At 37.6% G+C, this 23,221-nt stretch carries 26 protein-coding genes; 20 read left to right on the top strand and 6 right to left on the bottom strand.

Annotation, left to right across the window (positions count from 1 at the left end):
- Window positions 1-23: 23 nt before the first annotated feature.
- The 10 genes from BJK46_RS02735 (at window position 24) to BJK46_RS02690 (ending at window position 7,555) form a co-directional block, all read left to right on the top strand.
- A complete protein-coding gene (locus BJK46_RS02735; RefSeq protein WP_015728709.1) occupies window positions 24-614 on the top strand; it encodes a thiamine phosphate synthase in 591 nt (196 codons plus the stop codon).
- Window positions 615-815 (top strand): sulfur carrier protein ThiS, encoded by a 201-nt coding sequence (gene thiS, locus BJK46_RS02730; RefSeq protein WP_014614593.1) that lies wholly within the window; start codon window positions 615-617, stop codon window positions 813-815.
- Between the two features lie 3 nt (window positions 816-818).
- Window positions 819-1,586 carry a thiazole synthase gene (locus BJK46_RS02725; RefSeq protein WP_015728710.1) on the top strand — a complete coding sequence of 256 codons (768 nt, stop codon included), beginning with the start codon at window positions 819-821 and terminating at the stop codon, window positions 1,584-1,586.
- Window positions 1,586-2,590: a ThiF family adenylyltransferase gene (locus tag BJK46_RS02720; protein WP_014614591.1), complete on the top strand. Its 1,005-nt coding sequence runs from the start codon at window positions 1,586-1,588 to the stop codon at window positions 2,588-2,590. The genes BJK46_RS02725 and BJK46_RS02720 overlap by 1 nt, the downstream gene beginning before the upstream one ends.
- Window positions 2,591-2,665: 75 nt before the next feature.
- A complete protein-coding gene (locus BJK46_RS02715; RefSeq protein WP_014614590.1) occupies window positions 2,666-3,382 on the top strand; it encodes a YebC/PmpR family DNA-binding transcriptional regulator in 717 nt (238 codons plus the stop codon).
- Between the two features lie 18 nt (window positions 3,383-3,400).
- Window positions 3,401-3,880, top strand: a complete 480-nt coding sequence (locus BJK46_RS02710; RefSeq protein ID WP_015728712.1) for a cupin domain-containing protein — start codon at window positions 3,401-3,403, stop codon at window positions 3,878-3,880.
- A 298-nt stretch (window positions 3,881-4,178) separates the two neighbouring features.
- Window positions 4,179-4,799 carry a ribonuclease FAU-1 family protein gene (locus BJK46_RS02705; protein ID WP_199799233.1) on the top strand — a complete coding sequence of 207 codons (621 nt, stop codon included), beginning with the start codon at window positions 4,179-4,181 and terminating at the stop codon, window positions 4,797-4,799.
- Window positions 4,800-4,887: 88 nt separating this feature from the next.
- Window positions 4,888-5,757 (top strand): LysR family transcriptional regulator, encoded by an 870-nt coding sequence (locus BJK46_RS02700; protein ID WP_014614587.1) that lies wholly within the window; start codon window positions 4,888-4,890, stop codon window positions 5,755-5,757.
- 79 nt (window positions 5,758-5,836) lie between these two features.
- On the top strand, window positions 5,837-7,042 hold the full coding sequence (locus BJK46_RS02695; RefSeq protein WP_037543811.1) for a sugar efflux transporter: 1,206 nt from the start codon (window positions 5,837-5,839) through the stop codon (window positions 7,040-7,042).
- 21 nt (window positions 7,043-7,063) lie between these two features.
- Window positions 7,064-7,555 (top strand): DUF456 domain-containing protein, encoded by a 492-nt coding sequence (locus tag BJK46_RS02690; RefSeq protein WP_014614585.1) that lies wholly within the window; start codon window positions 7,064-7,066, stop codon window positions 7,553-7,555.
- Window positions 7,556-7,639: 84 nt separating this feature from the next.
- Here the strand turns inward: BJK46_RS02690 and BJK46_RS02685 are convergent, their stop codons facing one another.
- The gene (locus tag BJK46_RS02685) at window positions 7,640-8,323 is read right to left on the bottom strand and encodes a DUF1129 family protein (protein ID WP_014614584.1); all 684 of its coding nucleotides are present in this window, start codon (window positions 8,321-8,323) and stop codon (window positions 7,640-7,642) included.
- Window positions 8,324-8,421: 98 nt separating this feature from the next.
- Between BJK46_RS02685 and BJK46_RS02680 the strand changes: the two genes are divergently transcribed.
- The 4 genes from BJK46_RS02680 to BJK46_RS02665 all read left to right on the top strand — a co-directional run bounded on the left by BJK46_RS02680 (window position 8,422) and on the right by BJK46_RS02665 (window position 10,462).
- Window positions 8,422-8,877 (top strand): GNAT family N-acetyltransferase, encoded by a 456-nt coding sequence (locus tag BJK46_RS02680; RefSeq protein ID WP_014614583.1) that lies wholly within the window; start codon window positions 8,422-8,424, stop codon window positions 8,875-8,877.
- Between the two features lie 69 nt (window positions 8,878-8,946).
- Complete coding sequence (locus BJK46_RS02675; RefSeq protein ID WP_014614582.1) at window positions 8,947-9,282, top strand: SA0632 family lipoprotein; 336 nt, start codon at window positions 8,947-8,949, stop codon at window positions 9,280-9,282.
- A 122-nt stretch (window positions 9,283-9,404) separates the two neighbouring features.
- Complete coding sequence (locus tag BJK46_RS02670) at window positions 9,405-9,704, top strand: hypothetical protein (RefSeq protein WP_014614581.1); 300 nt, start codon at window positions 9,405-9,407, stop codon at window positions 9,702-9,704.
- Window positions 9,705-9,913: 209 nt separating this feature from the next.
- Window positions 9,914-10,462, top strand: coding sequence for a GNAT family N-acetyltransferase (locus BJK46_RS02665; RefSeq protein WP_014614580.1), 549 nt, complete (start codon window positions 9,914-9,916; stop codon window positions 10,460-10,462).
- An 810-nt stretch (window positions 10,463-11,272) separates the two neighbouring features.
- On the opposite strand, the gene BJK46_RS02660 is transcribed toward BJK46_RS02665, so the two are convergent.
- The 4 genes from BJK46_RS02660 to BJK46_RS02645 all read right to left on the bottom strand — a co-directional run bounded on the left by BJK46_RS02660 (window position 11,273) and on the right by BJK46_RS02645 (window position 14,613).
- Window positions 11,273-11,839, bottom strand: a complete 567-nt coding sequence (locus BJK46_RS02660; protein ID WP_031253776.1) for an LOG family protein — start codon at window positions 11,837-11,839, stop codon at window positions 11,273-11,275.
- 100 nt (window positions 11,840-11,939) lie between these two features.
- Window positions 11,940-12,386 (bottom strand): YaiI/YqxD family protein, encoded by a 447-nt coding sequence (locus BJK46_RS02655; protein ID WP_014614578.1) that lies wholly within the window; start codon window positions 12,384-12,386, stop codon window positions 11,940-11,942.
- A complete protein-coding gene (locus BJK46_RS02650; protein WP_065354532.1) occupies window positions 12,387-13,376 on the bottom strand; it encodes a hypothetical protein in 990 nt (329 codons plus the stop codon).
- A gap of 382 nt (window positions 13,377-13,758) precedes the next feature.
- Complete coding sequence (locus tag BJK46_RS02645; RefSeq protein ID WP_037543807.1) at window positions 13,759-14,613, bottom strand: undecaprenyl-diphosphate phosphatase; 855 nt, start codon at window positions 14,611-14,613, stop codon at window positions 13,759-13,761.
- Window positions 14,614-14,891: 278 nt separating this feature from the next.
- On the opposite strand from BJK46_RS02645, the gene BJK46_RS02640 reads away from it, so the two are divergent.
- The gene (locus BJK46_RS02640) at window positions 14,892-16,529 is read left to right on the top strand and encodes an ABC transporter ATP-binding protein/permease (RefSeq protein WP_014614575.1); all 1,638 of its coding nucleotides are present in this window, start codon (window positions 14,892-14,894) and stop codon (window positions 16,527-16,529) included.
- The gene (locus tag BJK46_RS02635; RefSeq protein ID WP_070407468.1) at window positions 16,530-18,191 is read left to right on the top strand and encodes an amino acid ABC transporter ATP-binding/permease protein; all 1,662 of its coding nucleotides are present in this window, start codon (window positions 16,530-16,532) and stop codon (window positions 18,189-18,191) included.
- Between the two features lie 385 nt (window positions 18,192-18,576).
- Here the strand turns inward: BJK46_RS02635 and mgrA are convergent, their stop codons facing one another.
- Window positions 18,577-19,014, bottom strand: coding sequence for a global transcriptional regulator MgrA (gene mgrA, locus BJK46_RS02625; protein WP_014614573.1), 438 nt, complete (start codon window positions 19,012-19,014; stop codon window positions 18,577-18,579).
- 231 nt (window positions 19,015-19,245) lie between these two features.
- Here mgrA and BJK46_RS02620 point away from each other — a divergent pair, with 231 nt between their 5' ends.
- The 4 genes from BJK46_RS02620 (at window position 19,246) to BJK46_RS02605 (ending at window position 22,990) form a co-directional block, all read left to right on the top strand.
- Entirely contained in the window at window positions 19,246-20,175 is a 930-nt protein-coding gene (locus BJK46_RS02620) for a CobW family GTP-binding protein (protein WP_015728720.1), read from the top strand.
- Window positions 20,176-20,201: 26 nt separating this feature from the next.
- A complete protein-coding gene (locus tag BJK46_RS02615) occupies window positions 20,202-21,110 on the top strand; it encodes an aldo/keto reductase (RefSeq protein ID WP_015728721.1) in 909 nt (302 codons plus the stop codon).
- A gap of 82 nt (window positions 21,111-21,192) precedes the next feature.
- The gene (locus tag BJK46_RS02610) at window positions 21,193-21,474 is read left to right on the top strand and encodes a hypothetical protein (RefSeq protein WP_014614570.1); all 282 of its coding nucleotides are present in this window, start codon (window positions 21,193-21,195) and stop codon (window positions 21,472-21,474) included.
- 94 nt (window positions 21,475-21,568) lie between these two features.
- Window positions 21,569-22,990, top strand: coding sequence for an AAA family ATPase (locus BJK46_RS02605; RefSeq protein ID WP_242445276.1), 1,422 nt, complete (start codon window positions 21,569-21,571; stop codon window positions 22,988-22,990).
- Window positions 22,991-23,221: the final 231 nt, after the last annotated feature.

Here is a 23,221-nt window from a genome sequence, read left to right as displayed (position 1 = left end):
AAGGGAAAGAGAGGGAAAAGGCAATGATGATTGTGATTACACCGTATGTTGTATTAGACGACTGGCATATCAAACGGCTCTGTGTTATTGAAAGTCAGATTGCAGGTGTCATTTTACGGACGCCGATGAATCGACACGCACTCAAGCAATGGCTCATCCAGTTATTGGCGAATGGCTTTCCAAAGTCTAAAGTGATTATCCATACGGATGTGACATTAGCGATGGAACTCAGCATTTCCAATGTGCATTTTAAAGAGGGAGATCACCGTGCTACGTTATTAAAACAAGTACAGCCTCATTATCAAGTGAGCATGTCGACACATTCAGCAGCGATGGTTCGTGACGCAAAAGCGCAGCAATTAGATTTTGTGTTATTCGGACACCTTTTTCCAACCTCTTCAAAACCTGACTTGCCACCGCGCACACAACTTGAAGTGGATGAAGTTTTAGCTATTGATTTTCCGGTAGTGGCATTGGGGGGCATTACAGCTGACACAGTACAACAGATATCGTCTCATTTTACAGGAATCGCGTGTATGAGCAGTGCATTTGGGTATGAACTTCAATCGTTTGAAAAAATGGTTGATTATTGGTCATTAAAGAAGGTGAAATGAATGGAAGTTTTTGTAAATGGAGAGCAGCAACAATTTGAAGAAGGCACAACGGTACAAGACATTTTAGACCATTTCGGTATCGAAGCGAAACGGATGGCAGTCGAACGTAATGCAGCAGTCGTGAAACGTTCTGCATGGGCCACAACTGAAGTACAGCAAGATGATCGATTAGAATTGTTAGAATTTGTGGGAGGCGGTTAACATATGTTTAAAATTGGAGATTTAACATTTCATTCAAGATTATTTTTAGGGACAGGAAAATTTGAAAGTGAAGCGATCCAGTCTAAGGCCATTGAAGCATCCGAAACAGAAGTGCTGACATTTGCGGTCAGACGTATGAGTTTATATGACCGAAGCTTACCGAACCCATTGGCGAATGTCGATTTATCTAAGTTTACAACATTTCCTAATACAGCAGGTGCGAAAACGGCAGAAGAAGCGGTGCGTATTGCCGAATTAGCGCGTGAAGCTGGCGTGTGTGACATGATTAAGGTCGAAGTAATTGGCGATGATGATACGTTATTACCTGACCCACTCGAAACGTACAAAGCTTGTGAAATTTTATTAGAAAAAGGCTACATTGTTTGTCCATATATTTCAGATGATGTCGTGTTAGCCAAGCGACTCGAAAGTTTAGGTGTTCATGCGGTAATGCCACTTGCTTCTCCAATCGGTACAGGTCGTGGTATTACAAATCCACTGAACCTCCGTTATATTATTGAAAAGTGCGAGGTACCCGTTATTGTAGATGCAGGTATTGGTTCAGCCAAAGACTGTGCCGAAGCGATGGAACTTGGTGCAGATGCGATTTTGCTCAATTCAGCTGTATCTCGTGCGCAAGATCCAGTGAAAATGGCTGAAGCGATGAAAAAAGGAATCGAAGCGGGTCGTTTGAGCTACGAAGCAGGCCGTATCCCAATTCGTTATAATGCTGTGCAATCTAGTCCATCTGAGGGGTTAGGCTTTTTATAATGACACGCTATCATAGACAAATTCGCTTCCAGCATTTTGGAGAACAGAGCCAACGTCGATTGCAACAATTACACGTCTTTGTCATCGGTGTCGGCGCTTTAGGCAGTGGCATCGCTGAACAATTGGTAAGAAGTGGTGTCGGTAAATTGACCATCGTCGATAAAGATGTGGTACATTTATCTAACTTACACCGTCAAAGTGGCTATGTTGAAGCGGATGCTGAAGCGATGAAGCCGAAAGTATTTGCGCTAAAAGAACGACTCGCGATGATGAATCATGAAGTCACAATAGAACCGTTATACGAAGAAGTGACAGCACGAAATATTGAAGGCATTCTTGAGGAACTGCAACCGGATATGGTACTTGATGGCTTGGATCGTTTTGAAACACGTTATTTAGTGAATGAAGCAACACGGAAATTGGATATTCCTTATATTTATGGTGCAGTCGTGGGAAGTCAGTTGAGTGTCTTTCCTATCAGTCATGACGGGCCTTGTTTACATTGTGTGATGCCGGATGTGCCCGAGACGATGGAAAGTTGTGACCTTAACGGCGTCTTGCCACCCGCTGTTCATTTGGCGAGTAGTTTTGTCGTGGCAGAAGTCTTCTATTACTTGATGCATGGTGATTTTTCTTACCAAATGACGACGAGTGATATTCATCAAGGAAAAGTGAAAAAAATTTCGATTCAAAGTCTTAAAGAAGCAGACTGTTCCGTATGTGCCCAGCATCAGTTCACGCGTCTGCAAAATAAACAGCTTAAGTCTACGCAATTGTTATGTGGCGGTGTGTTTCAATTCAGGTTAGCTCCAGGACAATTTGAAGCGACCATAAGTAAAGAAGTCACAATTTTAATTGATAATCGTTTCGTTAAACGTTTACGACTTGGAGCGTGTGACATGACATTGTATCAAGATGGACGTTTGTTAGTATATGGTGCAGAGGATATTCAGACCGCACAATCCGTCGCTCGACAACTGTTTGAACAACCCATTCTTATTTAGAATGTTGCCATAGTCTAAATTTTACATGTATAATAAAGGGTACTCAAAAAAGTATTTGAAAGCGAGATGGAAGTCATGGGACGTAAATGGAATAATATTAAAGAAAAGAAAGCGCAAAAAGATAAAAATACAAGTCGCATTTACGCTAAATTTGGTAAAGAAATTTACGTGGCGGCGAAATCAGGTGAACCCGATCCTGAATCAAACCAACAATTAAAATTTGTCCTTGAACGCGCAAAAACTTATTCTGTACCCAACCATATTATTGATAGAGCGATTGAAAAAGCAAAAGGTGGCGGCGAGGAAGACTTCGATGCACTTCGCTATGAAGGTTTCGGTCCGAGTGGTTCGATGGTGATTGTGGATGCCTTAACGAACAATGTCAATCGTACAGCCTCTGACGTGAGAGCAGCTTTCGGTAAAAACGGCGGAAATATGGGTGTATCTGGTTCAGTGGCTTATATGTTCGACCATACAGCGACATTTGCATTTGAAGGCTTTGATGCAGATACTGTACTTGAAGCTTTAATGGAAAATGATATTGATGTCCGTGACGTCATTGAAGAAGGTGGTTTAACGATTGTATACGCAGAGCCTGATCAATTTGCGACTGTCCAAAAAGCGTTAGCACAACTAGGTGTGACATCATTTGAAGTCGCTGAACTTGAAATGTTACCACAATCGGAAGTTCAACTTTCAGCAGAAGATCAAGAAACATTTGAGAAATTAATCGATGTATTAGAAGAATTAGAAGACGTTCAACACGTTTATCATAATGTAGAACTTGCATAGTTACTGGAGGTCAATGCCATGGAAGCACAAGATTGGGTGCGCCATTTAGAATTAACCCCTCATCCAGAAGGAGGCTATTATCGTCAAACGATTTTAAGTCCGGATACGACAAATGAAAGACCGCATTACTCTAGCATTTATTTTCTGTTAGAGGATAAGAATATTTCCCATTTTCATCGTATTGATGCGGATGAGATTTGGTATTACCATGCGGGTGAGACGTTGACGATTCATATGATTTTTCCAGATCATACGTATCGTGCCGTGCAATTAGGTCCGAATGTCGCGGAGGGGGATGTATTGCAATATGTTGTGCCAAAAGGGACAATATTTGCGTCATCTATTGAACGTGAAAATGCCTTTGCGGTTGTCGGTTGTATGGTGCAACCTGCATTTCAATTTGAACATTTTGAGTTGTTTACACAAGCGGAATTGTTAGCATGGTATCCGGAACATGAGGAAATCATTCGTAAATATGCGAAGGTTTCGGTCGATTAATCGATCGGTTTGAAAGGCTGATGAGATGTGATGTCTTGTCGGTCTTTTTTGTTGTCACCATTGATAGTGAAGGGGTAAACGAAACTTAAAGGTTACTTGAATCAAGTTATGCTTTTCCAAGGATTTGACGCAACTGTACGATGTTGATTTTGAATCTCATGCATCAAAACGTGTATATCGTCTTAGTAAAAAATAGGGTGATTGAGTGCGTGTTTATCATGTTTTTGATTGGATTCGCTATGAATTTTATATGATTGGCTAGTTGCAACAAGTGACATCCTACTTCGATTTATATATAATGAAAAAAAGGGAGTTGGTGGCTGTGAAAGTGAAATATATTGACAAACGTCACTGGCGTCGCCTCTTAGACCATGATTATATCGAAGTTAAAGTCAATAATAATAAATTTAAAGGCATAATAGGTTTAATTTCAATCAAAAAGGTGAGAGATCCTTTAGAGGTGACTGTTGTAAATCAACGAATGGTAGTAGCTGACGATGGCTATCAATGGCTACAAATCCTGCCAGAGAAAAAGCGTTACAGCATGACAGTAATGTTCGATGACAAAGGTCAACCTTTACAATACTATTTTGATATTAATTTAAAAAATATTATACAAAAAGGCAGGGCACGTACAATCGATTTATGTTTAGATGTGCTTGCTTTACCAGATGGCCAATATGAACTTGTAGACCAAGAAGACTTAGAGCGTGCATTGAAATCGAATCAAATTACGCGAAAACAATATCATGAAGCTTATGTGATTGCGCATCAATTAATGATTCAAATTGATGAGGATTTTGAGAGTATTCAAAAGAAGGCGATGTATTGTTATCACAAAATTAATCGCAAATACCAAAAGCAAGAAAAGTACAAACAGTTTGAAACATCAAATGGAGATGGTTTTCACACACCGTAGCAACCACCACTGTGTGCTGTGAAAGGATTTCTGCACACTGGACAAATATCTTGTCTAGTGTTTCTTTTATTTTTGAGGAGGCTGTACGATGAAAATTGATGATTATCGGTTATTAATTACTTTAGATGAAACACGCACACTGAGAAAAGCGGCTGAACGTCTTTATATTTCACAACCTGCTGTGACCCAACGTTTGAAATCCATTGAACGTCATTTTGGTGTCGACATTTTTATCCGTACGAAAAAACAGCTGATTACGACGACGGAAGGTGCGATGGTCATTGCGCATGCGAAATCGATGCTGAAACAAGAGCGTCTATTTCAAGATAAGATTAAGGCGCATGTCGGTGCAATTAATGGGACACTATCGATTGGTTGTTCCTCTTTAGTCGGTCAAACGGTATTACCAGAAGTATTGAATCGCTACACTGCGGAGTTTCCAAATGTTGAAATTCAATTACAAGTCGGCTCTAGTGAACATATTAAAGCGAACCATAATGATTACCATATTATGATCGTGAGAGGGAATCAGTTGTTAAATATGCACAACGATCATTTGATGGATGATCAACATTATTTCATCTATCCTAAAAATAAAGAAACTGAATTACATAAGCTACCTTTTATTGAGTTTCAAGCAGACCCCGTCTATATTAATCAAATTAAAACATGGTATCAACAACATATGTCCCAAGATTATCATGCGCGCATTAAGGTGGATCAGGTCGCGACATGTAAAGCGTTGTTGTTAAGCGGCGTCGGAGTGACGATTTTACCGGAAATTATGGTAAAAGACTTAGACACCTCTCAGTTTGCAATGTTAAAAGTGGACGTAGAAGAACAATCTTTAGTCCGTTCTACGTATTTAAGTTATGACATGAGTATGGTACAGTTACCTCAAGTCAGTTCATTTATTAATGTGTTTAAGACGTATTTACACATTGAAGATATCGAATAAAGACATGTGATGGAGAGCAAAAGAGAGCACAACACCATGCGATTCAATATTAATTTTAAGTATATAAGGGAGAACATACATGTTTCGTGAATTGTTAACGATTAAAAATTATAAGTTATTTATTGTGAATATGATGCTAATTGGGATGGGCATTGCGATTACAGTCCCATTTTTTGTTCTATTTGCAACGAACCAATTGGGGATGACGACCAATCAATTTGGGTTGTTATTGGCATTAGCGGCAATCTCTCAATTTACGATGAATAGTATTGTCGCGCGTTTTTCGGATACGCATGCAATCAATCGGAAAGTGATTATTATTGTAGGTTTATTCATGGGCGCTATTAGTTTTACATTGCCATTTTTTGTACATTCGGTTGTACTATTTATTATTTTGTATGCCATTTTTCAAGGGTTATTCGCTCCGGCTATGCCCCAACTTTATGCTTCTGCAAGGGAATCTATTAATCAATCTACATCGAGTAGTCGCGCGGTTTTTGCCAATTCTGTATTACGTTCTATGTTTTCGTTCGGCTTTTTATTCGGCCCACTAGTTGGTAATATTTTAAATCAGTCGTGGGGCTACAGTGGTCTGTTTGGTGGAACAGTCGCCATTATTTTGACGACTCTACTCCTACAAGTGTTCTTTTTTAAGGACATCAAAGCGAAAAAGCCTGTGCGTGACAGTATAATGACAGAACAAGATGCACCTTCTATGTTGAAACATCGCTATTTAATTGTGCCGTTCATTGCTTTCGTACTGTTACACATTGGCCAGTGGATGTACACGCTCAATATGCCTTTATTTGTGACGCAATACTTACATGAAGAAGAAAAATATGTCGGTCATCTTGCGAGTTTGTGTGCCGGTTTAGAAGTGCCGTTTATGATCATTTTAGGTATGGTTGCTAGTAAAGTAGAAACACGAACGCTATTAGCGATTGCGGCAGTTTGTGGTAGTTTGTTTTTCGGTAGTATCGGAATATTTGAAAGTATCCACATGATGCTTGTTGGTCAAGTGTTACTCGCGGCATTTTTAGCGGTATTACTTGGCATCGGTATTAGTTATTTCCAAGATGTTTTACCGCAATATCCAGGCTATGCGTCGACTTTGTTCGCGAATGCAATGGTTATCGGTCAATTGTTAGGGAATTTATTAGGTGGTGCGATGAGTCAGTGGGTCGGTTTAGGCAATGTCTTTTATGTTTCTGCGCTATCATTGGCATGTGGTTTTGTGTTAATTTTATTTACTAAGAAAAGTAGAAAAACTGTTCAAACTGTGTAAATAAGGAGTTGACGTATAATAATGTCAGACGTGATTTTTTGGGTGCTTATTTTAGCCGCATTCGTATTGGCATTTATCGGTTTAATCAAGCCGGTGATTCCAGCTATTCCCGTATTGTGGGTGGGATTTTTGATTTATCAATTTGGCATTAATGGTGCCACGTTATCATGGGTTTTTTGGACTGCAATGATTGTACTCACGATATTTATTTTCGTATCTGACTTATGGCTCAACCGCTATTTTGTGAATCGATTTGGAGGCACGAAAAAAGGGGAGTGGGCCGCTTTAATCGGTGTGCTCGTCGGTGCGTTTGTGTTGCCGCCATTCGGTGTGATCATTGTGCCATTTATCGCTGTTATTATTGTTGAAATGGTGCAGTCTAAAAATTTCGCACAAGCAGCCAAAGCAAGTTTTGGGTCACTTGTCGCATTTTTCTCTAGCGCCGTCATGCAAGCGATACTCATGTTTGTCATGATTGTTTGGTTCTTCATTGATGCGTTATTGATTAATTAAAATAATAAAAATAGTCAGGTGAATAAATGGTAAATTACGCCATTCATCAACCTGACTTTTTTAATGGATGCAGCAAGTTGAAATCTATCGCCAAGATGCACTTTTTGCGTGATCGTCATTTTTATATTTCAACATGCCCAGTGGAACGATAATAAACGATGCGATAATAAATGCCCAATTACTAATATGGATATACGGGCCGAATTGTAAAAAGTTTTGTGGAAAAAAGAAAATAATAAAAATTAATAAAATAAGGGCTATCAATACGACATAGCCGACTAACCAAGCGAGACGTGAATAGTCAAAAGCTTGAAGTTGTATCATCTTAAAACAAGACCAAATGAATAAAAAAGTAACGAAAATTCCCGCAACAAAAGTGAGCGGAAAAGTGTATAAAAAGACGCGTGTATCATTAATGAAAAATCCTAAAAACCCTTTTAAGAAGCAGAATACGCCCAACAAAAAGACGATATGTTGTAAAATATAATGACAAATATTCTTAAACGTATGGTTAGGCATCTCTTTAATCGTTTGAATGGCGTGTTTTTTAGGGTGATGATCAAAAAATTCCATCGCATGCAAGCCTTTATTTTCCGCTTTGAGTAAATGGTCTAAAATACGCTGTAGCACTTTTTCGGAGTCATGTGCATTGACACGCATATCCGCTCGAACATAGGTCATGTAACTTTCAAAGATTTGACGATCCGTATTGTTCAGCCGTAACGATTTAACATTATTTTCTTTCATCAGTTCATTCGTCGTTTTCATCGGTCAAGCACCTCCTCTAATTTCAATCATAGTGAACTGTACTTATTATGACGATATTCATGAGATAAATCAATCCTAAAATATGAAAGGAGAGAGTCATGATTTTACTTACATATGAAGATAGCGACTATATTCATCGTGTAGCAACGGAGCATGTCAAACTGTTACAATCAGATACTTTAATACGAACGCAAGGCACACAAATAGAAATCGCACTTTATGAAGAAATGATTGCACATCGGTTGCGTTATGCTGGAGACTGGCTAGGCATCGTGACAGACAGAGAGGAACATATGAAGGCTTATGCATGGGCACATTATGAACCGGCAAATGCGCAAGTGACCATTGAATCATTATATGTTGACCCTGAATATCGACAACAAGGGTACGCGACTGAACTGAAACAACAGATTGAAAAGTGGGCCAAATCACAAGGTGCACGTCAAATCATCGGTACAGTACAACAATCCAATCAAGCAATGGTGGAACTGAATGAAGCGTTAGGATACCGTGTGGATAAATATATTATGTCAAAATCATTAGAAGAATCATAAGCATTATGCGAATCTGTTTAAACCATGATAAAATAAAGTGTAAGTCATTCTAAATGGAGAGAAATAACAATGAAGAAACAACTTATCGCACTTATGGGGACGGTCGTATTGTTATCAGGGTGTGGCAATAGTGAAAAAGAAAAACTACAAAATGAAATTAAATCGTTAGAAGACGAACAAAAAGAATTAAAAGAAGAAAATAAAAAGTTAAAAGATCAAAGTGAAAAATTAGATAGTCAAATTAAAGATCTTGAACATTCTATTGATAAAGCGAAAACTTCAGAAGATAAGAAGAAAACGAGTAGCAAGAACAACAAGAAACCAACAGAATCTAAAAAAGATGCTACATCAACAGAAAAATCAAAAGAAACGTCTGATACGCAAGAGAAAAGCTCATTTGAGTGATTCATTTAATGTCAATTTGATATTTTGCACTATTGACCCAACCCACAATGAATTGCGTTTGATGTTGAGAGGGACAGGGTAATAAAAACACATATATTACGGAGAGAAAAGAGGGTTATCGTATGTACGAAAAAGAATTTAGATTATTAGAAGGGCGCGATATTTCACTTGTTGAACTTGGACGCGAACTTGAGAATATTACAGGATATGCCATTATTGATTCCACAGGTGAATTGCAACGTTCTATCGCATTGAAACCTAATTTTGATCATGACTGGGAAACGTATACGGCGACATATCGTTTGAACCATAAAAATGATTTTGTGGATGCTGTATTTACAACACAAAAAGGACAAAATCCAGAACGATTAAAAGAGGTACCTATCACGATTCAACTGTTGAGCTATATTTCTAGAGCGTAATGACATCAATATCGCATCGACAACTGAAGGCGCAGGTTACATCTGATCAAGAAGTTTAATAAAGGTGAAAGATGTTGACTGAAGAAGCGCCCAGTAAAAATTTCAGAAATCAAATGCATAACTGAGGCGGGAAGCTGAAATCACAAGGCATATATGCGATTTCTGACCCGCTTCTTTCTTTGGATACACGGTTAAATGGGGGATGCACAATGACAGTTTATATAGAGACAAATCGATTGAAATTGAGAGACTGGCAAGATGAAGATTTGCAACCATTTCAACAATTGAACGCAAATCGCCAAGTGCGCCAGTTTTTTCCGAGTTTATTAAGTTATCAAAAAACAGCATTGGATTTTGAAGCGATGAAATCTTATTTAAAGCATCATCAGATTGGATTGTTTGCTGTAGAGTTAAAGGCAACGAAAGAGTGGATAGGGTTTATAGGTGTGAATTATATTCCACAAACTGTAGATTATCCTTTTGAAGAGCTCCCATTTTATGAAATCGGTTGGCGACTGTCTCCTGAAGTTTGGGATAATGGGATTGCGACAGAAGGGGCAGAAGCGGTACTCGATTATGTAGCTGAACGCGGCATAAGTGAAGTGTACGCGATGGCAGCCAAAGTGAACCATGCATCGATTCGTGTGATGGAAAAGATTGGCATGACACATTATGATGATTTCGACAAGCCGGGTTTGAGTGAACATCATGTGTTGAGGCCACAAGTGCGTTATAGAAAGCAGTTGAAGGAAGTATAAGTGCATTACTTTTAATGATGCCCAGTATGAAGTGAAACAGCTGCTGTGCAAAGAAGTCAATAATATAAATTGAATTGCATATTAAAAGTTGTGAGGCTGAGGCGGCCTCTTTTTTATGTTTTTTCAAGAAATTAGAAGTAAAAATACGCGATGGTACGTGTATAGAAGCAACAGATTAAATCGAGGTGCAGTCGGAATGAAAGGCGAGAGGTAACATAAAAATAGAGCGCGTGCAAAGGGCTACATAGAAAATATTAAGCTCAATCTATTCAGAGGTTGATGATTCATTAATGTTTTTAAAATAGTCGGAAAATGAGGGTGAATGGAATACAAAAAATGGATGCTATTGTTTTCTTGATTTCATATACTTGCCCTCAGTTTCGCTGTAATTGATATCAAATTGACTAGATGGCTGAGACGCCTGAGGGAATGCATGCATACTGCTCGCAACTACTTCTTTACTTTAATAGTGGTTACTGTTTATCGTAGGAGCTGTCTGACTTCTCAAGGCGCATGCTTTTGAGAAGTCGAGTCAGCCTTGCGGGGGACAGTACGACGACATCTTTGTTGTACATGAGATTTCTGTACTACTCCCAATATCCACTAACGATTAACAAATGTAACAGTTTAATCAAGCGTTAGTGAGTTGTAGGACCAGCCCCTAGGAAACGCGAAGCTATGAAGGCAATCAAAACTACAAATTATAGGTAAAGGGTAAGTTAAACAAGAATTCTGTATCAATCGCATCAAAAATTTTTGTGTCTCATTCCCTTGTAATTTTGCTGTGGTATATACAAAAAGCAGCCATACTTAATCGTATGTACGTGTTGAAATCGGTTTGGCATTTTTAAGACCTTCCAATAATGTTTGAGGCGTTTCATACACACCTGCAAGCTTTTCATACTTTTGATCAATAAAGCCCTCATGAATCATATGTGTAATCAATGCTTCTAGAGGTTTGTAAAATTGTTTAATATTAAAAATTCCGATAGGCTTTTGGTGCAATCCAATTTGTGCCCAACTATAAACTTCGAAAAATTCTTCAAGGGAACCCGCACCACCTGGAGCAATGACAAATGCATCGGCGAGGTCTGCCATTTTTTGTTTACGTTCATGCATGGAATCGACTAAAATCAGCTCAGATACTTTTTGGCTCGTAATTTCACGCTCGTCTAATAATCGAGGCATCACACCTATTGCATGACCGCCATGATCTAATACGCCGTCCTGTATTGCGCCCATAATGCCCACAGATCCCGCACCGAAAACCAACTCAATCCCTTGTTCTGCAAAGTATTGACCTAAAGCATAGGCTTCTTTGACATAGGTCTCATCCAATCCTTTACTTGCGCCACAATAAACTGCTATACGTTGAATCATTTTCATCGCTCCTTGTTTAAATCAATTTTTAGTTATAGTTTAAAGCAAAAAGAAGTGCATGTGTAGCAAAACAAGAAATGTTAAGACACATGCACAGCTATGGAGATTGGATACAGTGGCGAAAAGATGTTTCAAAATCGAGTCGTTGCTTTTGATCGAATGCAGGCGGCCCTTTATGATGACGTTTTGTTTTTCGACGCGCTTGTTGATGATAGTATCGTTGGGCAAGCAGACGATCAATATTTTCGGATGTATAAATGTGACCGTTGTGATGCAAGACGTGTTTGACTTTTTCTAACACTAAACTGGCTAACCCATAGTCTTGTGTGACAACAATATCATTCGCTTTTGCATGTTGGAGTAACATAAAATCAACAGCATCACGTCCGCCATCGATATATTTGACTTCTACATGCGAAGGAAAATCATGAACAGTAAAATGACTATAAGTGCGAAATAAATATACAAAAATGCCTGTCTCAGCCGTGATTCTAACGATGGAATCGACGACTGGACAAGCATCGCCATCTATTAAAATGCGCATTTATCGTCCTTGTTTCTTCATTGATTTTTTAGATGTGTCATTTAACTGTTGGTTTTGTCTTAATATGTCGCTGTCTTGCACTTGGCGCTCCATATTTTGATAATGTTGTTCGTATAAAGGTGCGTTGTCTGATGTTGTTTCGACTTGACCTGGTGCACTTGGTGTCGGTTGACTTTTGCCAGTATGACTTTGCGTCGTTTGAAGTTCTGATAACGTCGTAATACGTTGTTTTTCTTGTTGCTCATTGGATTGAACCGTGTTGTTTTGGTTTACCGAACGTTTTGTAGGAGCTGCATCTGTCGTATGTCCAGCCTTTTCTTCATGTTTTTTCATGTCTTTCATATTTTTCTTTAACGCTTTTTCACGTGCTTTAGCAACTTTTTCTTCTTTCTTATGACGTTCTTTTAGGTGCTTTTTTAAATCCTTGTTCATTTTGTCAACTTCTTTTTTGTTGCGCTTTTCAATTTTTTCAGCACGTTTCTCAGTTTTAGCATCGCGTTGTTCTGGTGAATGCCCGACTTTTTCTTCATATTTTTGCATTTTTTTCATAGTTTTAATCATTTGCTTTTGACGTTGATTAAACGCTCTATCCTCTTCTTTATGGCGTTCTGCAATGTGCTTTTCTAAGCTTTTCGCTAACTTGTCAATTTCTTTACGGTTTTCTTTAGCGATTTCTTTTCCACGCGCACGCACATTTTCAGGACGGTTGTAACGTTGGATTTCAGCTTCTTTTTTCATCACTTTATTGTAATCATGACGACGCTTTTTAGTTTGAATGGTGCTTTTTAAATGACTTGATCCTGAAACAACAGAGTCTTTCACAGAATTCGCAACTTGACCGGTTTTATGTGCCACAGTTTTCGAAGTATTCACTGTTGTTTGGGTCACTTTTTGGACATCGGGATGTGCTTTAAATTTTTTGCGTTCTAAGATGAGTGGTACGAGAAATACAGGTAAGACATTGACTATCATTTTAATTGTTTTATTCATGAACGTTGCCTCCAATTATGAGTATACTTATGATTTTTTACCCTTTCAGCCGTCTCGATAAACGCTAAATGGTGACCTTGCACTATCGCGCACGTCAAAAATCGATAAGTTGAGCTCGTTACGTATTGTATGATTATTGTACATTGTTTTGATGGAAATTTAAAAAGTGAACTCGGTTTTTTGAAGTTTCTAAAACTGTGAATAGGTGCACTCAAGTGTGATGCTGATGTCGACATGACCTTTTCACTATGAGTTCTCATGCAAATGACTGAATCATTAATGTATGTATCGTTAAACTCGGTGGCAGTATTGAAAAGATAAAAAAAGCGGGGATAGACACGCAATGGTCTTAACCCCTTTCTCATATGTTGATGCACTTCAATTATTTAATAATACCGAAATAAACGACAGCAATCACGACGACAAGTACGATTCGGTAAATCGCAAATGGTAATAATTTAACGTTTTGAATCAATTTCAAGAACAGTTTGATTGAAATAAAACCGAATGTGAAAGCTGCTAAGAAACCTAAAATGTAGAATGGAATATGTGTCAATTCGATATAATCTAAATGTTTAATAATCGATAAACCACTTGCTGCTAACATGACAGGCACTGCCATAATGAAAGTGAAGTCAGAAGCAGATTTATGGTCTAACTTCATTAATACCCCTGTTGAAATCGTTGAACCAGAACGTGAAAATCCTGGCCACATTGCAACGGCTTGAGAAAGACCGATGACAAAAGCTTGGAAATAAGTGATTTCATTTAGAGTTTTTGGATTTTTTACGTTAAGACTGAACTTGTCGGCAATAATCATGTAAATCGCACCAAGGAATAAACCGATGAGCACAGTCGGTACGCTAAATAAATATTTTTCAATCAAATCGTCGAATAATAGACCGAGCACCCCTGCTGGAATCATCCCAATAATAATGTGTAAGAGATTCAAACGACGCGGTTTTGAACGACGGCCAGGCTGTTGCGCTGGTGCATATTTACCGATATGTAACATTTCGAAATACTTGTGACGAAAAATCCATGCCGCAGCAAAAATAGAACCGAGTTGGATAACAATTTTAAAGGTGAAAGCAGATTCTGGTCCTAAAAAATCAGTCGATTTCAACCACATATCATCGACTAAAATCATATGTCCAGTTGAAGAAACGGGAGCGAACTCAGTCATCCCTTCAACGATACCAAGAATAATGGCTTTAATTAATTCGAAAAATAACATAGAAGAACCCTCTTTAATCATTTTTGTGTAAATTTTAATATAACATAGCATATGATAGCATATTCTCATTTAAGATGTCTTTTTCTAACATAAATTTATTGAAATATAGGTCTTGAGCAGTAGAAGTTGCAACATGTATATAAATTTGAAAATGGTGCCAGTGTGTCTTTAATTGAAAGATTTCAGACAAAAAATCGTCGAATTTTTTCACGTGAAAGGGATAGAGCGACCATGTAAAATGGAGAAATGACACATACAAATGGAGGCGGAAATCAAAGATGAAACAATTACATCAATGGGCGAAACAATTTTATAGCTTGCCCATATTTATGGCTATCGTTTGTATCGGTCTTGCGCTATCAGTCGTTGCTCAAAATGTAACGATTGGCATCATATTAGAACATATTCTCACACATCAACCTACAGCATGGTCTGTCATGATTGGGTTTTTAGCGTTGGTACTCATATTACGTGCAACTTTAGATTTTGTGAATGGATGGCTAGGGGAACGTCTGGCACATCGTGTTCGACAGATGATTCGAGGGCGCTTATTACATCAAGTGTCTCGCCAAGCTGTTGGTGAAAGACTGACGATGGCGACGGAAACCTTGTCTGAAATGTTGCCGTTTTATCGCAATTATTTACCTCAAGTATTTAAATCGACATTTATCCCTCTTGCCATTATTGTAACGATGCTTTTTGTGCATATACCCACGGCTTTAATTATGCTCGTTACGGCGCCATTTATTCCTGTTTTTTATATTGTTTTTGGTCTGAAAACACGTGATGATGCAAAAAATCAAATGACATTTTTAAATCAATTTGGTCAACGTTTCTTAAGTTTGACGAAAGGGTTAGTTACTTTAAAACTGTTTAACCGTTCTGAACAAGCAGTGGAAACGATTAGTGAAGAAAGTACACAATTTCGTGATAAGACAATGACAATATTAAAAAGCGCATTTTTATCTGGCTTAATGTTGGAATTTATCAGTATGTTAGGGATTGGTTTAGTCGCTTTAGAGGTTGGGTTAAGCTTGATTGTATTTCAATCGATACATTTCGGTACAGCTGCTATTGCGATGATTATGGCGCCGGAATTTTATAATGCGATTAAAGACTTAGGTCAAGCCTTTCATACAGGAAAAGAAAGTGAAGGTGCTAGTGACGTGATTCATGCAGCACTAGAAAAATGTGAGGTGGTGACCGGTCATGAAATCAGTGTGGATGAAAATCAAACACCACTCATTCAAGTACGCAACCTTCAATACCACTATCCCAATACGACGTCTAATGTATTAACGGAAATGCATCTCGACATTTTTGAAGGCGACCGTATTGCATTAGTCGGACCAAGTGGTGCAGGTAAATCCACATTTGTTCGCTTGTTGATTGGTGAACTGTTACCACAAGAAGGCCGTATCACGTATCAAAGGCAAGATTTGAAAATAGGCTACCTTTCTCAAAATCCGTATATTTTTAATGCAACGATTGCAGAAAATGTCGCTGTATTTAATGACGTTCCTACTGAAAAAATTACTGCGGCATTGGAAGCGGTACAGTTAATGCCTGTTGTCCAAAGGTTTCATTATGGCATTGAAACGTTGATTGGTGAAGGTGGCGAAATGTTATCTGGTGGTGAAATGAGAAGAATAGAGCTCGCGCGACTATTATTGTTAGAACCAGATTTTGTCGTTTTAGATGAGCCTGTCGCAGGATTAGATAGCACAACGGAACAAGTGATTCAACAAACATTAGACCGCTATTTTCAACATGCGACACGTTTAACGATTGCACACCGTCAGTCTACAATCCAGCATGCGACACGACGGATTTATTTAGCAGATGGTACGATTCAGTCTGATGATGATCACATTCAACTTTCGTTAACACATACGCAAAATGGAGGTGAAGAATAAATGAAACTCCAACAAGTGATTAATATTAAGTGGGATAAGGATATTGTGATGGCGATTTGTATCGGTGTATTTGGAAGCCTTGTTGCACTGAGTATGTTCTTTTTAAGTGGTTATATGATTACTCAAAGTGCTTTAGGTGCGCCGTTATATGCTTTAATGGGCTTAATTGTAACGGTGAAATTATTTGGGTTTATACGGGCTATAACGAAATATTATGAACGGTTGCGCTCTCACCGTGCGACCTTTACGATGTTGAGAGATGTGCGGGTTCAGCTCTACCGTGCGCTCATCCCAATTGTACCGGATGTTTTTCGGAAGTTTCGCTCGAGTGATTTACTCGGCAGAATGGTCACACAAGTGGAAGCATTGCAAAATATATATTTACGTGTCTATTATCCACCTATTGTAATTGGGATCACGACGCTTATTTCAGCAGTGACTTTAGTCTATTTTTCATGGGCACATGCCGTCGTTTTAATCATTACAATCGCAATTGCTTTGTTCATTTTGCCTGCATTACGTGTCAAACAGGCGACACGTGTGCGACTGCATGTGAATCAAACAGGAGCGCGCTGGATGCATGCTTATTTTGACTACATTTTAGGTCATGATGAGTTGAAACGATTTAAGAGTGATAAAAAATATAATGCACAATTAATGGCTTCTGAAGCGGCATTCAGCCAAGCCGAGCACCTGTCGCAAAAGAGTCACCTCGTTTATGATTATATACGACATTTAATCAGTATGGCAGCATTACTCGGTAGTATCGTGCTCGTTGTAGTGATGGTCGAACAACAACAAGTCGATATTGTCTATGTGACGAGCATTATTTTAATGATTTTGACATTATTAGAACAAGCTGTGCCGATGAGTCAAGTCGCTGATTATAAAAGTGAGACGGATCTAGCACAGCAAAGCTTATCAGAAGTGATGGGGTATCGTAAAAGAGCGGTTGGAAAAGAGCAGGTAGATGTTCATCAAATCTCTCATGATGCGCCACTGTTAACGTTGAAAGATGTCACGTTATGCTACGAACATCAACAGCGCCCAAGTGTGCAACATTTAAATCTACACATCCATAAAGGTGAACACATCGCCATTGTTGGGACATCTGGTTCCGGTAAATCGACGTTATTACAATTGTTAATGGGACTGTATACACCAAGTGAAGGTCAAATTTTAATAGGCAATCACGCACTAAATGATTTAGATATGATACATTACTATCAACAGTTAAATACGATGTTGCAACAGCCGCATTTTTATGACGATACAGTATATGGAAATTTATTGACTAATGCTTCAACAACTCAATGTCGGACTGTGCTGGATCAATTGCACTTGCAACATATTGCGTTAGATCGTCCAGTAACATTCAATCGAAATACATTGTCAGGTGGAGAATTTCAGCGATTAGCACTTGCGCGTCTCATGTTACGAGAGGCTTCGATTTGGCTACTTGACGAACCAACAACCGCGCTAGATATAGAAAATACAAAAGATGTAATGCGTCAAATTCACCAACAAGCTGAAACACTGGTCGTTGCAACACATGATGTACAATATTTAGCGCAGTTTGATAGAATCATACAGATGCAAGAAGGAAAAGTGATTGGAGACATGACACCAGAACAATTTTTAGCTGAAAAAGTTCATGAATAGACGAGGCATTACAAATGGTATAAAAAATGAATAAGTTATTGTGGAATAGTGAAAGTAAGTTTGTTGAAACAAACAAGGAACAACTGGTTATATCGGATGAGAGGTGTGAAAAAAGCGCTCAGAATGTCGTTGGAGGGCATTCAAGCGCTTTTAAATGATGATTATGTATGTATAGATAAACTAAGGTTGTATCAGTCAAACAAAAAATGGTATGCTCTCAATATAGTGTCATAACATCAATAACGTTATAGATATAAATATCAATCACACGAGCCCCCAATACTTTCATCGTGTAAAAATTGATATTGTTCCCCTGAAACAAGTCTATCTATATCAATACGAAAACACTGCTTATGACTTAGAAGTAGTGATTGATTTCAATCGTTTACTTACTTTCATCAAAAGCTGTAATCACTTTTTCTAATAATCGAGTTAGTTCGTTTACTTCGTCAGGTGTTAAAGATGAAGCTTCTGCAACTTGTTGAGATGCATTTGCTAATTCTGGTTCCATTGCTTTACTCTTCTCAGTTAAATGAACAAATACTTCGCGTTGGTCGATTTCAGAACGTTCTCTTTTAATCAAGTCAATTTGTTCCATACGTTTTAATAAAGGTGATACGGTCCCTGTATCAAGGGCTAAGTCTGTTACAACTTTTTTCACATTTACAGGGGATTGGTCCCATAAAATCTCTAAAACTAAAAATTGCGGATACGTGAGCTTATATTTTTTGAAAATCTTGTTTGAATAATAGCGGTTAACTTGTCTTTGTGCGTTATACAAACTAAAACATACTTGCTCTTTTAAGTTTAAATGGTCAGACATAATTAGTTCTCCTCCAGACATTCTATCCGTTTTCTCTTTTTCTATCACGAATGGGAATCCGTCCATAATCAAATGATTTAAGCCGTTCTCACTTAAATCTATGCTATGCTATCCTTAAAATATAGCATGCAGTAATTTTAGAAGATAAAGCGTACTTTATCAAGTTTAAAGTCAGACATACACATATATTATAACAGATTTGTAGATTTTTTGAGAGAAAGGGTTAAATTTATGTTTAAAAAACAAACATCGCTCATATTGATACATGGATTTCTCGGAAGTGGCAAAACCACATTCTTAAATCATTATATGACGCAAATATTAAAAAAAGATGAGAAAGTTGCACTCATTGTAAATGAATTTGGTGATTTTGATGTAGACAGTCATCTTTTGAGTCAATATCATGTACAACAATCAGCATTACAAGGATGTATTTGCTGTGATATTCAACACGATTTAATTGCGCATTTGTACCAATTAACACGTGATGCAGAAGTTGATTATATCATTGTAGAAGCGACTGGTGTTGCGAATCCGATTGATATTTTGGTTGCCTGTCAAGACCCTTTATTAGTGGATGCATTTTCATCAATAGAAACGATAGGCTTGGTGGATAGTGTCAGATTTATAAAACGACATGACAATACTGCACAAACGAAAGCTTTAATGGAAGATCAAGTCCGTGCGAGTCAAACGATACTGGTTAATAAAGTGGATTTAATAGAAGATGACGCACAACTTCAAATGGTGATTGAAGATATTAAGGCGCTATCACCTAAAAGTCGTATCGTTCTCACACAATACGGTGAAACATTGAAAACAATTGAAAAAGGTGCAAATGCACAAAATGTCGATGTGACAGGGTTTCATAGTCATACACATGCACATTATACGAGCTTACAATATCAATTCAATAGTGCAGTCTCTCAAGAAGCACTTGTCCAATTCATTTTAAGGCTACCTGACAATGTATTGCGATTAAAAGGCTATATCCGTTTGCGCGAACAGTCTGATGAGATTTTCTTAATTCAATATTCAGAAGGGGTGCCCGCTATTGAAAGTGTAGGTCACTTGACGCTCCCAACTTCTATTATCATCATAGGCGAGCAATTAGATAAGGCCATGTTAAGAAATCAATTGGATATGTTACAATTTACTTAATTCTGGATTATTCAAGGGGTGTTTAAATGGATCAAATCACTATCAATCAGCATGTGAAATATTCTAGAGTCATACAAGGTTTTTTTCGAGCGCATCAATGGCAGAAATCGACACAAGCTATGAATCGTTTCATTCATGAACTTGTTGAGCGTGGCGTGACAACAATGGACCATGCCGATATTTACGGACATTACACTGTGGAAAAAATGTTTGGAGATGCATTGGCTTTGTCACCTGAACTGCGCGATAAAATTCAAATCGTAACGAAGTGTGGAATTGTCCTGCCGAATCATATTTATCCAGAGCAAACCGACCATCGTTATGACTTAAGTAAACAGCATATTAAACGTGCAGTTGAGCGTTCATTAAAGTCATTTCAAGTAGAGTATTTGGATAGTTTGTTGATTCATCGACCATCGCCGCTAATGAAACCGTGTGAAATCACTGATGCTTTAAAAGATTTAGTCCAAGAGGGGAAATTGTTGTCATTTGGTGTATCAAATTTTCAGCGCCCACAGTATGAATTATTAAATCGTTGTTTGAAAGACGACAAATTTCATATCGCAGTGAATCAAATTGAAATTTCACCGTATCATTTAGAAGCGTTTCATGACGGCACCATTGATGATATGTATCGTGAAGGTGTGAAGTTAATGGCTTGGGGACCGTTTGCAGGCGGACGTTTATTTGATGAAAATGACCCAGTTGCAGCACGTGTCCTTCCAGTAATAACACGAATTGCAAAAGCACACCATACTTCAGTCGCAGCGGTAGTGTCTGCATGGTTTAAAAAGAATCCAGCTGATATCATGCCCATTATTGGAACTGAACGACTCGAACGTGTTGACGAAGTGATTGATGGACTCCAACTTGAATTGCATGACCAAGAATGGTTCGATATTTTTACTGCTGCACAAGGATTCGACATTCCATAAAATTGTCACATCTCATGGAAGTCAACGTACAGCAAACTTTAGTACAATTAAACGTGATTATTAGGAATTGAGAGGGAAAAATATGACAGAAGAGGAAAAAATTAAGCGCAGTCGTTTCAAACGTAATGTTATTGCGATACCGTACATCATCTTTGGCTTTATCGTTGCATTACTGTTTATCTTTTCACCGGATATCATTTGGCTCGTCACTATTTTTGGTATCTTTATGGTGTATAATGTCATCGCGATGTTTATTGCCTTTTTATTCAAATATGGGCGCACTGCATTGTATTTGTTGATGATGACCTTATTGATGGCTGGTGCATTTGCGCTTTATCTCTATATGCTACTTGAATTTCATTAGGTGAAATATGCACACGTTTACATGGTATCCATCCATGTAGGCGTGTTTTTTCAGTGTGCATTGCATTTATTAATTTTAATGAATCCGTTAAAGTTTGGAACGTGTTTCTGTTTTAGTTTGTCAGTATTTACCTTATAATAAACATATCAGATTATTTAAGAACGAAAATACGTTAGGAGGTAAGATGATGCTCATTAATTTTGAATTTAAAAACCATCTTTCTTATAGAGATGATACAGTTTTTAGTATGGAAACAGGTAAAAGACTAAGGAAGTTAAAAGAGAATACTTATGAAGTTCAAAAAACACGTCATACAGAAAAAATAAATTTATTAAAAAGCGCAATTGTGTTTGGTGCAAATGGTTCTGGTAAATCTAATTTAATTAGTGCATTAAAGTTAATGCAAGAATTAATTTTGAGCGAGAATATGAGTGCTACAAAAAAAATTCCTAAAGTTTCCTTTTTATTAGATGATTATTCAGTTAAAAATAGTACAAAGTTATGTGTAGAAATCGTAGCGAACGGGATTCAATATCAATATCAATTTGAATATGTAGAAACGGCTATTTTACGTGAAACATTATTTTATTATGAAAATGGCAAATACCATAAATATTTTGAAAGAGATGAAGAGGCATTTATTGTTACGCCTAAATGGGTTAAAGATGAAGTGACGAAAACGAGAAGAAATGAACTCTTTTTAAAAGTTGGTCAAAGTGTGAATGATACACATTGTTTGAATGTCTATCGATGGTTCTCAAATCAGCTCGTCTTCATTAACGGGCATTTAGAGCATCGGGATATTAAAGAAATGCTACATGTGATAGAAAATGAAGAAAGTAAAAGAGACCTGATAGAGTTTTTACAGAAATGTGATATTAAAGTGGCTGATATTGATACAACTATAGATACTTTTAACATACCTAAAAAGTTATTGAACATTTTAAATGCAATTAATAACGAAAATGAAGAAGTAATGAATACAAGTGAAGCAGAGCTGAAAACTGATGTTTATAAGTTGAATTTAGTGTATAAAAAGTATAATCAAGAAGGCGATAGAATAGGAAGCCAACGTATTTCTTTCAATCATGAGTCTGAGGGGACGAAAAAATTGATTACTTTGGCACTGAACATACTAGACGAAACTAAAAGGGGAAGCGTTTTTGTGATGGATGAATTTGATGATTCTCTACACTTAAATATTTCGAAAATTATGATTAAACTGTTTAATCTAATGGAGAACAGGAGTCAATTTATTTTGACTTCGCATCAGCTGTTTTTACTAGATTGCGATTTACGCGTGGATCAAATTTATTTAGCTAAGAAAGACTTCGAAGGTGCTAGTGAATTGTACAGTATATTTGATTTTAATGATGACTATGGTAAAAGGTCAGATTTAACAATTTTTAAACGCTATTTGGAAGGTGTCTATGGTGCGGTCCCTAATGTAACGATAAATGATTTTACAACTTTGATTGGCAAAAAGCATCATGTGGATGGTGGTGAGGATGAGTAAAAACAAAAGACGAGGAAGATAAAAAAGGCAAAACACCAAACAAAATAGTTAAAATATACTGTGAGGGTTACACTGAAAAACACTATGTTGACATGTTAAGGAAAAAGCATAGCAAGTCTAATATCAGTGTGAGTGTTGAAGCGGTTTCTCAAAGTCATAAAGCATTGGTCAAAATCCTTATACGAATATCCACCATGATTTAAAAGTTATTTTTAATATTACAAAGCGTTT

This window comes from Staphylococcus pseudintermedius (assembly GCF_001792775.2).
GTDB lineage: Bacteria > Bacillota > Bacilli > Staphylococcales > Staphylococcaceae > Staphylococcus > Staphylococcus pseudintermedius.
The sequence above is the reverse complement of the archived record's forward strand: the minus strand, read 5'-3'. Positions and strand labels throughout refer to the sequence as shown.